Annotated in this window: 10 protein-coding genes; 1 reads left to right on the forward strand and 9 read right to left on the reverse strand. The window is 62.2% G+C overall.

Annotated elements, in window-relative coordinates:
* Positions 1 to 8 precede the first annotated feature (8 nt).
* The 8 genes from DEM27_RS07690 to DEM27_RS07725 form a co-directional block, all read right to left on the reverse strand.
* The gene (locus DEM27_RS07690; RefSeq protein ID WP_109457599.1) at positions 9 to 620 is read right to left on the reverse strand and encodes an alpha/beta hydrolase; all 612 of its coding nucleotides are present in this window, start codon (positions 618 to 620) and stop codon (positions 9 to 11) included.
* A gap of 16 nt (positions 621 to 636) precedes the next feature.
* Positions 637 to 1,581, reverse strand: coding sequence for a VOC family protein (locus DEM27_RS07695; protein WP_109457600.1), 945 nt, complete (start codon positions 1,579 to 1,581; stop codon positions 637 to 639).
* 229 nt (positions 1,582 to 1,810) lie between these two features.
* Positions 1,811 to 4,024, reverse strand: a complete 2,214-nt coding sequence (locus DEM27_RS07700; RefSeq protein ID WP_109457601.1) for a TonB-dependent siderophore receptor — start codon at positions 4,022 to 4,024, stop codon at positions 1,811 to 1,813.
* 149 nt (positions 4,025 to 4,173) lie between these two features.
* On the reverse strand, positions 4,174 to 5,058 hold the full coding sequence (locus DEM27_RS07705) for a helix-turn-helix domain-containing protein (RefSeq protein WP_109457602.1): 885 nt from the start codon (positions 5,056 to 5,058) through the stop codon (positions 4,174 to 4,176).
* 148 nt (positions 5,059 to 5,206) lie between these two features.
* Entirely contained in the window at positions 5,207 to 5,896 is a 690-nt protein-coding gene (ung, locus tag DEM27_RS07710; protein ID WP_109457603.1) for a uracil-DNA glycosylase, read from the reverse strand.
* Positions 5,897 to 5,980: 84 nt separating this feature from the next.
* A complete protein-coding gene (locus tag DEM27_RS07715) occupies positions 5,981 to 7,615 on the reverse strand; it encodes a GumC family protein (RefSeq protein WP_109457604.1) in 1,635 nt (544 codons plus the stop codon).
* Between the two features lie 107 nt (positions 7,616 to 7,722).
* Positions 7,723 to 8,763, reverse strand: a complete 1,041-nt coding sequence (locus tag DEM27_RS07720) for a glycoside hydrolase family 5 protein (protein WP_109457605.1) — start codon at positions 8,761 to 8,763, stop codon at positions 7,723 to 7,725.
* Positions 8,763 to 10,073, reverse strand: coding sequence for a hypothetical protein (locus DEM27_RS07725; RefSeq protein ID WP_205908874.1), 1,311 nt, complete (start codon positions 10,071 to 10,073; stop codon positions 8,763 to 8,765). The genes DEM27_RS07720 and DEM27_RS07725 overlap by 1 nt, the downstream gene beginning before the upstream one ends.
* Before the next feature lie 340 nt (positions 10,074 to 10,413).
* On the opposite strand from DEM27_RS07725, the gene DEM27_RS07730 reads away from it, so the two are divergent.
* Entirely contained in the window at positions 10,414 to 11,808 is a 1,395-nt protein-coding gene (locus DEM27_RS07730) for an O-antigen ligase family protein (protein WP_109457606.1), read from the forward strand.
* A gap of 47 nt (positions 11,809 to 11,855) precedes the next feature.
* Here DEM27_RS07730 and DEM27_RS07735 read toward each other — a convergent pair whose 3' ends face one another.
* Entirely contained in the window at positions 11,856 to 13,811 is a 1,956-nt protein-coding gene (locus tag DEM27_RS07735; RefSeq protein WP_109457607.1) for a polysaccharide biosynthesis protein, read from the reverse strand.
* Positions 13,812 to 13,991: the final 180 nt, after the last annotated feature.

The following is a 13,991-nucleotide window of genomic DNA, read 5'->3' on the forward strand; positions in this document are numbered from 1 at the left end:
CCGTGTCGTCACTGCCGATAAGCGGCGACCAGACGCTCGATGGCTTCCACCTCGTTCGGCCGTATGTCATGGCCGCCCACATGCCATTCGAGATCCAGCGCGGCATTCTGGCGGGTAAAATAATCCGCCAGCGCGGTCGTCAGACCCGGAGGGCAGATCGGATCCCGCTCGCCCGCCGTGATCAGCACCTTGCGGTCGGCAAGCCCGGCATTGTCGCGCGGCGCAAACGGGATCAGCGGATGCAGCAACGCGGCCGCATCGAAAAGGCCCCGCTCGATCAGGATGTTGGCGAGAATGTTCGCCCCGTTCGAGAAGCCGAGGCCAAGCACGGCCCCGGCCCCGCTTTCGCTGCGGTGCGCCTCGATGAACGCCGCCATCTTGTCGGTTGCCCGGGCGAGGTCGGCCATGTCGTAGACGCCTTCGCCGGTGCGGCGGAAAAAGCGTGCTGCGCCGTGCTCCGGAACGTCACCGCGCGGGGCAACGACGGTTGCCTGCGGCAACAGCCGGGCGGCAAAATCGAAGAACTGGTTCTCGTCGCCGCCGGTGCCGTGAAAGGCAAACAGGATCGGCGCACCTTGTGCACCGGGACGCACCCGGTGCACGTAGCTGTCTTTGCTCATGATCGCTTTCCTTGCGCTATGCCTGGACGGTTTCTTCCAACGGTTGCAGGTGCTTGTCGAGCACGGCCCGCAGGTGTTCGTGCTGCGTCGGCAGCTTCAGCGCCTCGCCCAGATGCGCCGTGTCTTCGTCGCGGTCGAAACCGGGTTCGTTGGTGGCGATTTCGAACAACACGCCGCCCGGCGTGCGGAAGTAGATCGCCCAGAAGTAGTCGCGGTCGATGACCGGGGTCACCTGGTAACCCGTATCCATCAGCGCCTTGCGGACTTCGAGTTGCCTTTCGCGGTTCTCGACGGCAAAGGCGACGTGATGCACCGAGCCGGCGCCGAGTGCGGCACGATTGATGCTCGGCAGCGTTTCCAGATCGATCGTATGGGCGGCATTGCCGCCGGGCACGATCAGCCGGGTCACGCCATCCTTGCTCTCGACCGCCTGGTAACCCATGAAGGTCAAGAGTTCCTTGGTGGCGCCTTCGTCACGCAGCCGCATCGATACGGAATGGAAACCGCGGATGGCGTGATCGGCATCGATGCCGCCATGCGTCCACGGTGCGCGATCGTCGTCCTTGACTTCGACCAGCGCAAAACCGTCCCCATCGGGACCGGCGAAATGCAGCCGCTTTTCGCCAAAAGCCTCGTCGGCCTTCAGGCCGTCGATCTTGAGGCCGGCCAGCCGCTCCTGCCAGTACCCCAGCGAACCTTCCGGAACCGAAAACAGCGTGGTGCCGACTTCACCGGTGCCCGGACGGCCGCGGGCCATATGCGGGAACGGGAAATAGGTCATGACCGAACCGGGCGTGCCGACTTCGTCGCCGTAGTACAGATGGTAGACATCCGGCGCATCGAAGTTGACGGTCTTCTTGACGCGGCGCAGGCCGAGCGCCTTGGTGAAGAAGTCGTTGTTGGTGCGTGCATCGGCCGCCATCGAGGTAACGTGGTGCAGGCCCTTGATCTGAGTAATCATTGCAATCCCCTTTCTGGCCGATGGTCGGCCCGTTGTCTGAGGCAATAATTGATAGGTTCGGCGCCTCGCCGCTAGAGCACCACTTCACAACGGATTGTTCTCTGTTTGTAGACGGTAAACGGAGTTCGTTCATATTTCAAAAAAGAAAACCCGCCGAAAATATCGGCGGGTTTGTCGGAAGTTCGTTTGTCAGGCGTCATGGGCAATCCATGGATTGCCGCGGTCGATATCACCAGGAGGTGCTGGCCTTCAGCATGAAGGTGCGTCCCGCGCCGTATCCGCAGGCGCTGACGCCTTGGCAGCTCGCCACGTAATCCTTGTCGAACAGGTTGGACACATTCAACGCGACGGCCCATTTTTCCCGCTCGTAGCGGATAGCCGCGTCGAACAGGGTTGCAGCAGGCACTTCCAGCGTGTTTTCCCGGTTTGCCCAGGATTTGCCGATATGGCGCACGCCGGCGGCAACGCTGGCACCCTCAAGCGCTTCGCTCTGGAACGCATAGTCCAGCCACAGCGATGCCGTGATATCGGGAACCTGGATCGGCGTATTGCCGACGGGCGTTCCGTCCCACGATCCGCCGATCGCCTTCGTCACCTCCATGTCGAGGTAGGTCAGCGCGCCGATGACCTTCAGGCCGTCGGTGACGTTGGCCTGTGCAGAGAGCTCGAACCCGCGCGCTTCGACTTCGCCGATGGCGGCCGGGCGCGCTGGCGTGAAGGACGTATCCAGGCCGACGACGTTCTGCCGGGTGATGTCGAAATAGGCAGCGGTAATCATGGCGTCCATGAAATCAGGCTGGTATTTGATCCCGGCTTCCCACTGCTGGCCGGTTTCGGATTTCAACAGGTCGCCGTTGACGTCCGTCGACGTCGTCGGATTGAAGGAGGTCGAGTAGCTGGCGTAAGGGGTCAGGCCATTCTTGAATTCATAGGCCAGGGCAGCGCGCCAGGTGAACTCGCCCTCATCGTCGTTGGCGGAATTGGCCGGCGTCAGCCGGTCGTTGACATCCGTCGATACGAAATCATAGCGTCCGTTCAGCGTCACGATCCAGCCGTCGCCGAACTTGATCTGATCCTGGGCGTAGAGACCGAGCTGGTGTCTGCCCAGATCCTGGTCGAGATAGGTCGCCACCGGCGGAGGCACGCTGCCGTAGACCGGATCGCGGGGATCGAGCGATGAGGCGGGGAAGGCCGAACCCTGCACGTGATCGATCGTATAATACCTGTAGTCCAGCCCGAGCAGCACGTTGTGCTCGACATTGCCAGTCGAGACGGTTCCTTCGAGCTGGTTGTCCACCGTGAAGATGCTGACATCGGTGTCGTGCGCGAAGCGGTAGCGGCCGAGCTTGGTCGGATCGGTGAAATCGATGCCGGAGCCATACAGGCCGTCTTCCTTCAGCGACAGGCGCGCGTAGCGCAGGTTCTGCCGCACGGTCCAGTCGTTGTCGAACGTATGCTCGAATTCATAGCCGATCATGGCCTGATTGCGGTTGTAGCTATCGAAGTCCGGTTCGCCATAGAAGAGGTCGTGCGGGATGCGCCCGAAGCCGGGGGCATCCACCACCGTGCCTTCATAGGGCAGGAAGCCGGTGCTGGTGTGGGTCAGGTCGATATGCTGATAGGAGCCGAGGAAGGTGATGCTCGTATCCTCGTCGCGCTTCCAGGTCAGGCTGGGTGCGATCGTGCCGCGGAAATCGTCCGAATAATCCGTTTCCCATCCGCCGCCGGACAGCTTGCCGGTCACACGGTAGCTGACTGCACCGTCGCTGCCGACCTGGTCGCCGATATCGAGGCCGAGATAGGCGTTGCCGAAATTGTTGATGCCCGTCTCGACGTAGCGCAGGCGTTCGCCCGTCGGCCGCTTGCTGACATAGTTGACGAAGCCGCCCGGATTGGCGCCGCCATAAAGGGCCGAGCTCGGTCCCTTGATCACCTCGATGCGCTCAAGGAAGAACGGGTCCACCAGAAAGGTGCCGAAGCCGTGCTGGTAGAGCGAAAGGCCGTCGAGGAAGACGCCGGTCTGGTCGGCCTGGAAGCCGCGGATGAAGATCCAGTCGGTGTCCGAATCCGTACCGTAGGTCGAGGCATTCACGCCGGCGACGTAGCGCAGCGCCTCGTCGGCTTTCTGGGGGCTCTGGTCGTCGATCTGCTCGCGGCCGACGACGGACACCGATTGGGGAATCTCGTTGAGATCGGTTGCGGTCTTCGAGCCCGTGGCGGTCACTTTGGCCACGTATCCTTTGACCGGGCCAGTCGCCGTATCTTCCGCCGTGTCCTCACCGGTCGCGGTCGAGCCGCCATCCTGCTGGCCCTGGACGATGATCGGCTTGAGCTCCGTAGAGTTGCCGGCACTCTGGGCGAAACCGAGCGAAGGCGCCACCAGGGCCGCGATGGCGACGCTGCCGAGCAGCGCCTTCTTTAGCAAGACATTCGTTTTGATCACTACTCTGCGCCCCCGCACTCACCGACGGTAAGGGATTTTTCCGCCGTATATTTGCTGCAATTAAGATGACTGTTTATATCATGTTAACCAGCGGCGATTGTTCGATCCTGCGACGAATTGTTTGTTTTTGGTTTCTGTGCCCGCAGGGTTCAATCGGCAAGCCGGCGCTGAAAAGCCAGCGGCGTGACACCGACCATCTTGCGGAAAACACGGGTGAAATGCGCCTGGTCGGAAAAACCCGCCATCATCGCCACCGCCGTCAACGACAGGTCCGGGCGCTGCAGCAGCGCCTTTACCCGTTCGATGCGCGCCTGCATCTGCCATTGATGCGGCGGCATGCCGGTCGAGGCCTTGAAGGCATGGCTGAAATGCGATTGCGACAGGTTGGTCAGCTCGGCCAGTTCGTCCAGGCGAATGCGCTGCAGGCAATGCGCCTCGATGAAATCCACCGCCCGCTTCAGCTGCCAGGCGGCAAGCTGGGTACGCTTGCGCTCCTTCTTGCGGCCGAGCTTCAGCAGGTCGATGACCATCGCCATGGCCAGCCCGTCACCATAAAGCTCGTGCAGGGGATCGGGATTGTCGCACTCGGCGGCGATCAGCCGGGCCAGGCTGAGGATACGCTCGTCGGAAAACATCAGGCGCGGATCGTCGAGGCTTGAGCGGTCGAGGTCTTCCATCAGCCGACGCTGCAGCGTCTCGACATCCAGATGCAGGTCGAGATGGCGGACGAAGCGGATGTTGTCGGCATACCCCCACAACTCCATGTCGGCCGGGATATAGGAGATGCAGGGCGGCAGATCGGCGGCCGGCGCATGATCGGAGCGCTCCGACAGCGTGAATGTCGCAGAACGGTCACCTTCAGCTTCCAGCGCGATGAACAGCCGCGGATCGCGTCCGACATAATAGCCGCCCGCGCCCGGCGCGCATTCCACATCCCAGAGATCGGCGACGATGCCGTTTAGGGAAAGACGCCGTGGCCCCTTCTTTACCGAAAATCCCGATATCCTGTTCTGCATCTGCGGCAGAAAGGCCATGTCTCGTCTCCAGGTCCGCCCGTGGTCGGCGACAGTCTGCTAAAACTATCTTCAAAAAGTCAAGTTTTAGATATACAATCGGCCTACTCTTTGCAAATGCTCAGTGGCGGGGCGAAAGCGCATTATGCCACGGCGTGGTTTGCCTGCATCACACCTCGGGAAGCCGCCAGTCGATCGGTTGGCGGCCATGAGCTTCGAGGAATGCGTTGGCCTTGGAAAAATGCCGGCTGCCGAAAAAGCCGGAATGGGCCGAAAGCGGCGACGGGTGCACGGATTTCAGCACGAGATGGCGCTTGGTATCGACGAAGGCCGCCTTCTTCTGCGCGTAGGAGCCCCAGAGCATGAAGACGACGGGATGCGGCTGTTCGTTGACGGCGCGGATGACGGCATCGGTGAACCGCTCCCAGCCGCGCCCCTGATGCGCCGCCGCCCGGCCCTCCTCGACGGTGAGGACGCTGTTGAGCAGCAGCACGCCCTGACGCGCCCAGCTTTCCAGGAAACCGTGACGAGCCGGCGGAATGCCGAGATCGGCCTCCAGTTCCTTGTAGATGTTGACGAGCGACGGGGGAATGCGCACGCCCGGACGAACGCTGAAACACAGGCCGTGCGCCTGGCCGGCGCCGTGATAGGGGTCCTGGCCGAGAATGACGACCCGCACCTCGTCGAGCGGCGTCAGATCCATGGCGCGAAAATATTCGCTGCCTTTCGGAAAGATCGTCTTGCCCTGCGATTTCTCCTCCACCAGGAAGGCCCGCAGATCCTGCATGTACCGGCTGGCGAATTCGCCATCCATGGCACGCTTCCAGCTTTCCTCGAGTTTTACCGCTGCCTCAGCCATCGCCTGTCCATCCCTTCTATCCATCGGGATTGTTGAGAACGATCGGTGCGCGAAGTCAAGCAGCCTGTGCGGGTGCGGACGTTTTCAGGCGATATCCCGCCTGCTTCGCGATGGCTCGGAAAGGTAGCCGCGCAAGCCGGGATGACCCGACAGCATGCGGATGACGGCATAGGCGACGGCAAGGCCTGCACCGAAGAGGAAACCGCCGAAAATACCCGCCACCAGCAGCGCCGTCTTGCCCGGGCCGTCAGCCTTCAGCGGCGGCTCGGCGGCGGAGATCACCCGGATGTTGCTTTTCGTCAGGTTTTCTTCCTCGCTGGTCTGCCGGGTGCGCTTGAGCATCGTCTCGTAGATGTCGCGGGCCGCCGCCGCGCGGCGTTCCAGTTCCTTGAGGTCCACCTGGCGGATCGAGGAATTGGTCTGCGATGCCTTCTGCACCGCCAGTTCCTTGGCAACGTCCGCCTCGGCCTTCTGCGCCTGTTCCAGATCCGCCTTGGCCAGCGAAACGAACCGCTGCAGTTCGCGGCGGATCTCGGCGCTCAACCCGTCGAGGGACGCCTTTGCCGCCAGCAATTGCGGATGTCGTCCGCCGAGCTGGCTTTCCAGGCTTTTGACGTTGGCCGCCGTCGCCCCGTATTGCCGCCTGAGATCGGCCAACGCCGCAGAGGTGACGTCTTCAGGCAGCGACCCCGCCAGCATGTCCTCGAAACGAAGCTGCGAGACGGCATCGGCCTTGGCTTTTGCCTCGATGGTCTTGTTCTGGGCGATGACCAGCAACTCGTTCAGCGAGACCAGCCGCTTGTCGGCGATCAGGCTGCCGTCGGCGCTGACCATGTCGTTGTCGGCCTTGTAGGTTTCGACAGCCTTTTCCGCCTCCTGCAGGCGCTGCCTGAGTTCGTCGAGCCGACCGTCCAGCAAGGAATTGGTGTCGCGATAGATGCCGGCGGAAGCCGTATCCTCTTCCCTCAGGAAGGTGGACACGATCTGGTTGGCGATCTCGGCCGATTGAACGGCATTCTTGCTGACGACGGTGAGGTTGACGACGTAGGCATTGTCTTCGCGTGCGATCGTCGTCGCCTTCTGCAGGTTGGCGAGCACCGTCGGCATGGCCGGCACCATGCCTTCGCTGAAGGCCGGGTTCCTGTCCAGCTGCAGGGCGACGGCCGCCTTTTCCAGCACCTGCTTGGACACGAGGATATGCGTCTGGCTGTCGATGACGGCCAGAAAAGCATCACGGCTGAACGAATTCTGGGTGGCAGGATTGTCGTTCAGCTGGATTTGCCGCGGATCGAAATAGAGGCTGGCGGTGGCGGAATATTTTTGCGGCATCACCACCATCGCCGCGCCGCCCAGCAGCGCCCCGAGCGCGGCCAGCGCAATGACCAGCTTGCCGTTGTGCCAGACGGCGCGCACGACCGAGCGGGTATCGAGGAGCGGCGCGTCGTCTTCCAGCGGGCCTTCGGCAAAGGACTGCAACGGCGGCGCGTCGAACACGGCCGGCTTCGTCTCCGGCGAAGGCTGTTCGCGCCGTTGGCCCGGACGGTGCAACTGCTCCGGCTCCTGCGGAAAAAATCCGGTATCGAGCAGGCTGGCAGGGCGGGGCGTGAAATCGGAAGCGCGGATGATCGGCCCACGGGACGCGGCGGAGCCCGCCTTTGCGGCAGCGGCATCACGCCGGGGGTAGACCACCCTCTCCCTGTCGGTTTTGAACCAGCTCATGACACACGCCTGCCTTTGATGGCCGTGGCATTCATCGACCAGTGGACGAAATTCTATGATCTCTTGGTTAATGTAGTCTTTCCGAGCAACGCAGAAGCACCCGCCGCTCAGCCGTCCGTACAGGCGGCAGTACCACCGGAAGCGCGAATGGCTTTCGTCAGGACGTGAAGCTGGGCGCGATCGCCGTCCGCCGTCGGCTGCACGTTCATCGGCTCGTCTGCCGGCCACCAGTCGCCGGCCGCCCAGTAGGTCCAGCCGAGCCAGACGTCGCCGTCCGCCGAAACGACGTCGAGCATCTTCTTGAGGCCGCCGAGGCACTGCGAATTGGCTGCCGCCCCGAATTCGCCCAAAAAACCGCGCCTGCCGTTCGCCTTCAGCCATTCCGTCACCTGCGTCAGCGCTGCGGCGGCACTTTGCGCGTTGTCGCAAGCCGTGTGGGTGCCGGAATAATCGCTGTCGAGATACTGGTGAAACTCGTAGGCATAATTGTCGGCCGGATCCTTGATGCCGAGCATCACCGTCGCATTCGCGCCGCCCGGCCTGTCCGCCGCCCAGCTGTGCGCACCCGTCCACGCCGTGCCGGGCACCAGGACCAGATTGTTTGCACCCACGGCACGGATCGAGCGGATCGCCTCGTTCGCTGCGGCCAGCCAGGCGGATGCCGCAATGTCGTGCGGTTCGTTCATCAGTCCGAACACCACATCCTTTTCGGCCGAAAACTCGACGGCAAGACGGGCCCAGAATTCGGCGAAGGCGAAAGACGGCACCTCGCGGCTGCCGATCTGCTTGCCGCCGTAATAGGCGTAGTTGTGCGGGTCGAGGACGATGCGCATGCCGTGCCTGCGGATCAGCGCCACGGCCTCCTTGAGCCGCTGCAGCTCGGCACCGTCGAGACGCGCGCCCAGCTGCGGCTGCAGCCTTTCCCATTTGAACGGCAGGCGGATGGTGTCCATGCCTTTGGCGGCGAAATAGGCGACCGCCTTTTCGGAAGGATAGATGTAGTCCTTGCCGTAAGTGCCGATCCCCTCGCCATATTCGGCGCCCGCGAGGTTGACGCCCCTAAAACATAGCGCCGCCGCCTCGGCGGCTGTCGAGCCGGCAGTCGCGAGCAACAGGGCCGCCAGCACGTTTCGAACGGTATTTCGCATCAGAAAACCTCCTGCCTGGCGTTGCGTGCCAGAACCGTGCCGGGGGTTGCCTGTCCCGCGCCCATCCGTCGGGCACCCTTCGCAGAACGTGCCGAAGGGCGTGTCGGGGCAGGCACGCCGGGGCGATCGTTGAACTTCGCGTGCCCGACCAGAAGCCACAGCAATCCGGCGATCTTGGCGGTGAAGATCGGTGTCGCACCGATCATCAGGTTGAGAAAGAGGAAAACCGGCAGCGCATGCGCCAGCCGCCGCTGACGCGGCGTCTCGCCGGAAGGATAGAGCGTCACGAACAGCCAGAAGGCGATCAGGCTGAAGATCGTCCCGGCATAGACGATGTAGACATAACCGCTGTCGACGAAACCGGCCGCCTCGCCGATCGACAGGCCGAGGATCGCCGGCAGGTCGATGCCGGACATATGGCGCATGGTCAGCACCACGCGGCCGATAAAATTGTCGCCCGTCGCATCCGGCTTCAGCACGAAGATGACCAGCGCCGCCAGCAGGATCAACGGCATGACCAGGATGTTCAGGATTTTCGGGATATAAGGAAAGATGAAGTATCCGCAGGCGCAGACGGCGGAAAAGATCAGCATCGTCCGCGACGCCGTGGTCAGCAGGATGAGCACGATGCTCGCCACCAGCAGAAACCGCGCCCGCCGCTTCAACTCCGGCCAGAAAAACAAACAATACATCATCATCACGCCGGCGAAGTTCGACAGCGACACCTGCTCGAGGAACAGCGACGACGCCCGGTGGCCGATGAGGCCGAAGGTCAGGCGTCCCTTGAAGCCGAGCGCATTGCCGAACAGGCCGGAACCATCGTAATCCGGCTGCTTCAGCCCACGGGTGGCTTCGAAATACAGGCCGGGCTTGAAGATCCAGGCATAAAGCTGCAGCGATATGATTTCGCAGGCCAGCACCAGCATGACCGCCAGGCAGGCGACATGGAAGGCCGCCATGACGGTCTTGTCGCTGGCCCGGGTGCCGAGCGCGGCAAAACAGAAGATGATCAGGATATTGCGGAAATAATCGATGTAGACCTTGCCGTTGAGCGCCGACACGTAGAGCGCCAGGAACAATGTGAACATCAGGAAGGCCAGCAGCGAAAGATCCCGCTTGCGCAGGCCGTGCCGCAGGAGATAGGCAAGGCCGAGCGCAAGGATCAGCACTTCGCCCAGCGCCACATGCACGAAACCCAGGCGCATCACATGTGCGTTGATGACGGCGAGCACGGCATTGTAGACCACCGACAGCAGGACGGCGGCGATGATGAACCTGTCCTTCAACGTTTCCGTCGTCGCAATTCGCACGGTATCGTCCCGCAGCCTCGAACCCGCGGCCCTCTCGAATCGTCGCCCGGCCGCTCTCCTGGAAGCTCTACCGGTTGGAAGCTAATTCTTTGTTAACCCTTACGGTGTTTACCCTGTCAAAAGCCTGTGATAGCCGTTTGGGTGTGCTCTTCCGCACATATTGACCTGTCGAAACCAATTTCTGATGATTTGGGATCGAACGGTGATGGGACAAGCGCCGTTCTGCGGTGTGACAAGACATGATCGCCTTGGACAAATATTCGCTGGATGATTCGGCATTGAAGTACCTGCGCCTTTTTTTACTGGATTTTGCTTGCCCTCCTGGCCAGGGAGACGTGTTGTGCCGGATCTGAATCGTATCGGCGAAGGGCCGCGGCCGGGATTTTTCGTCGCCATCATCGGCTCGTTTCTTTGGCTCGTGCTGCTGACGCCGACCCTCATCGAATCCGACGCCTATCGCTATGCAACGCTGATTCTCGTCGCCGCCGGTCTCTTCTATTTCTGGAAATACCGCTCCTTCGTCCGCCTGCACTGGACAGGATGGCTGTGCATCGCCTGGGGGCTTTATGCCACCGCCCGCTTCCTCATCCTCTATTTCGACGGGCCGGTGCACCAGAAGGGCGCGTCCGAATGGCTCTACATATTCCCGATCTTCTTCCCGCTGCTCGGCATCACGCTGTTCGTCTTCCGGCCGCATGTGGAAAAGATCGTCGCCCTCTATTTTGCCGCCGTCCTCGTCTTCCTGCTGGTGACCACCCAGTATGTCGCCATTCTCGGCGGTGAAGCGATCACGCCGCTGATCCAGAATAACCGCATCCACGGCGCCGTCGCCTGCGGCCTGATGATGATTTCGGCATTCTTCTGGCTGATGCATTATACCCGCGGCGAGATGCGCTCGGCGCATATCGCCAAATTCGCGCTGGCGGCTGCCCCGGTGATTATCACCCTGGCGCTGCTGAATATCTACGGCTCGAAATCGAAGGGCGTCTGGCTGGCGACGGCCATCACCTTTCCGGTGATGTTCCTGCTGGCGCAGACCTATATGCGCGCCTTTTCGGCGCGATGTCTGTCGCTGGCGATCCTGGCCTTGCTGATCGGCGGGATCGCCCTGTTCTGGCAGAACCTGATCGCGACGACGGGACCGACCTTGTCGGCCATCGGCGCGGGCTGGAACGAGTATGCCTCCGGCGGCGACATTTCCAAGATGATGAACGATAGCATCGCATCGGACCAGACACCGCTGTCGATGAACGAGCGGCTGCAACTGTGGTCGAATGCCTGGGAGGTGTTCAGCGCCGCGCCGCTGTTCGGCCAGGGTAACCACTGGCTCGACAGCTGGAAACTCACGCGCTACTCGAAGGTCGGCTACACGCTGATCCACAACGGCTACATGGAGATCGCCATCCGCCACGGCATCTTCGGCCTTGCGGTCTTCTTCGTGTTGCTGGCAGGCTTCCTTTCCGCCGCACGCAACGCGCAAAAGCTGTCGCTGATGTCCCTGCCCGCCCTGCATTGTTATTACGCGACGATCATCTTCTTCTGCGTGACGCTGCTCAGCAATTCCAACAACCGGCTGGCGATCGGCGAGATGTTCTTCCTGCTCGTCGGCGCCATAGCCATCTCAAGCCTGATCGCCGCCGACCTGCTCAGGAAGCAGCAAAGGGCACAGGCATCGAGCACCACCCGCCCGAGCCTGCCGCAGGAAAGCGTGCTGCCGCTACAGCAGACAGTTTAGAGACGTCCCGATGCCGGTCGGACAGGCGATCGGCATGCCTTGCCGCCTCAGGCGGCGTGTCCCTGCCCGGCGGCGGCATGCGTGCTGTTCTCGACATAGACGAGATCCACCACTTCGCCGTTCGGCACGTAACCCGAAACCATGGTTTCCAGGAAGGAACGTGCCGCCAGGATATCGTTCTGGTCGAGGATCGATTCCAGCATCGACAGCCGCCGCTGGAACTCGCTCCAGGGGAGAAAATCCTCGCGCGCCTTCATGATGCGGGGATGCTGCGTCGCCATCGGATTGTCGCCGATCAACAGCTCTTCGTAGAGTTTTTCGCCCGGCCGCAGCCCGGTGATTTCCAGTTCGATATCGCCGTGGGGATTCTCGTCGTCGCGAACGGTGAAGCCGGACAGCTCGATGATCCGGTGGGCAAGGTCGAGGATCTTCACCGGCTCGCCCATGTCGAGGATGAACAGGTCGCCGCCTTCGGACATGGCGCCCGCCTGGATGACCAACTGAGAAGCTTCCGGGATCGTCATGAAATAGCGGGTGATATCCGGATGGGTCAGCGTCACCGGCCCGCCCTCGCGCACCTGCTGGCGGAACAGCGGCACCACCGAGCCGGACGAGCCCAGCACGTTGCCGAAACGGACGATGGTGAAGGTCGTCGCCGTGCCGTTTTCGGCCCGTTCGGCGGCGAGCGCCTGCAGCGCCATCTCGGCCAGCCGCTTGCTGGCGCCCATGATGTTGGTCGGGCGCACGGCCTTGTCGGTGCTGATCAGCACGAAATCGGAAACGCCGGCGTCACGCGCCGCCAGCGCGGCGGTGACCGTGCCCATGACATTGTTGCGGATGCCTTCGGCCGGATTGTATTCCACCAGGGGCACATGCTTGTAGGCGGCGGTATGATAGATGGTTTCGGGGCGCCACGCCTCGAGGATCTGCCGAAAACGCTCGCCGTCGCGCACCGAGGCAAGCACCGGCACGATGCGAATGTCGCGGCCTTCGCAGATCTTCGTCAGTTCCGCCTGGATTTCGTAGAGAGCGAATTCGCTCTGCTCCACCAGGAGCAACGTCTCCGGGCCGATCTTCATGATCTGCCGGCAGAGCTCGCCGCCGATCGAACCGCCGGCGCCGGTGACGAGAACGGTCTTGCCGTGGATATTTTTCTCCAGGAGATCCCGGCGCGGTTCGACCGTATCGCGGCCCAGCAGGTCCTCGATATCGAGTTCACGCAGGTTCGACACCGTCACCAGCCCCTGCGCCAGCGCCGTCAGGTCCGGCAGGGTGCGGACGTTGACCTTGGCCTTGCGGATGTTGTCGAGAATGTCGTTGCGCCGGTTGCGGCTGGCCGAGGGAACGGCAAGCAGGATATCGCCGATATCGAACGCATGGACCAGGCTCGGCAAATCGTCGGGATTATAGATCGGCAGGCCACCCATGATCGAGCCCTGCAGCTTGCGGTCGTCGTCGAGGTAACCGACGACCTTCAACTCCAGACTGTTGGCGAGCGCGCCGGCAAGCTGCCGGCCGGCATTGCCGGCACCGTAGATCAGCACCTTGGACATCGAATTGCGGCGCAGCAGCCGATGATAGGCATCCCCCAGCCAGTAACGGGTGAACATGCGCGACAGGCCGATGGCAATCAGAAGCAGAAGCGGCTGCAACAGGCCGACGGTGCGCGGCACACCGGGAACGCTGATCGCGGTGAACAGGGTGATGAAGATCAGGCCGTAGATGGCGACCGCCTTGATGACGGTCATGAAGGCCGACCAGCCGGCATAACGGAAGATCGCCCGGTAGAGGCCCATGACGACGAAGATCGGCAGCGCCAGCATCAGCGACACGGCGACCGGCAGCCACTGGATGCCGCTCAAGGCGACCCAGCCGTCCAGCCGGAAACAATAGGCCAGCCAGACCGTGATCACGCACAGGCTGGCATCGACGGAAACGGCGAGCAGGCGCTTTATAAAGCGCGGCAAAGCCAGGAACGGCGCAACATAGATCTCCGCAGGCATGCAATTCTACTCGTATGACTGTTCGGCCAGGCCGGAACTGCTGAAAACAAAGGCACTGCCCGGCCTGCCCCCCACCGACAAGCGGCCTTTATCGGCCTTTCCCACGGCTCCAGCAAGCGACACAACGCCTCCATCCCGTTTAAATTGCGTCGGCGCAGCTGAATCCAAGATGAAGTCAGC

This window comes from Rhizobium album (assembly GCF_003122325.1).
GTDB classification, from domain to species: domain Bacteria; phylum Pseudomonadota; class Alphaproteobacteria; order Rhizobiales; family Rhizobiaceae; genus Metarhizobium; species Metarhizobium album.